The sequence below is a fragment of the Bradyrhizobium sp. Kon69 genome, assembly GCF_055807515.1.
This window is the reverse complement of record NZ_JBVVOS010000594.1, coordinates 1-234: the sequence shown is the minus strand read 5'-3', so window position 1 is coordinate 234 and position 234 is coordinate 1. Positions and strand designations below refer to the sequence as shown.

General features: G+C 66.7%; 1 protein-coding gene. It reads right to left on the bottom strand.

All coding sequences use genetic code 11. The features are described 5' to 3' along the window. The coding region (locus tag AC0L3U_RS40275; protein ID WP_473365254.1) for an adenylate/guanylate cyclase domain-containing protein at positions 1 to 234 on the bottom strand (234 nt) is incomplete at both ends.

The following is a 234-nucleotide window of genomic DNA, read 5'->3' as shown; positions in this document are numbered from 1 at the left end:
CAAAACCGATCGAGCGTACCGCGCGGACCGCCTCGAAGCGACTCTCGGATGCGATCGCCCCCTCCACCGCCCAGACTGCGATTGGTTCGGCTATCCCCTTGACCTCACGGCGGCCGAGATTGCGAAACGTGAAGAGATCACCAAGCAGCCGGCGCGTCGACGAAGCAACGACGACCGCGCCCGGTTCCGCCAGGCTCTGGAGCCGAGCGGCGAGGTTTGGTGTGTCGCCGACGG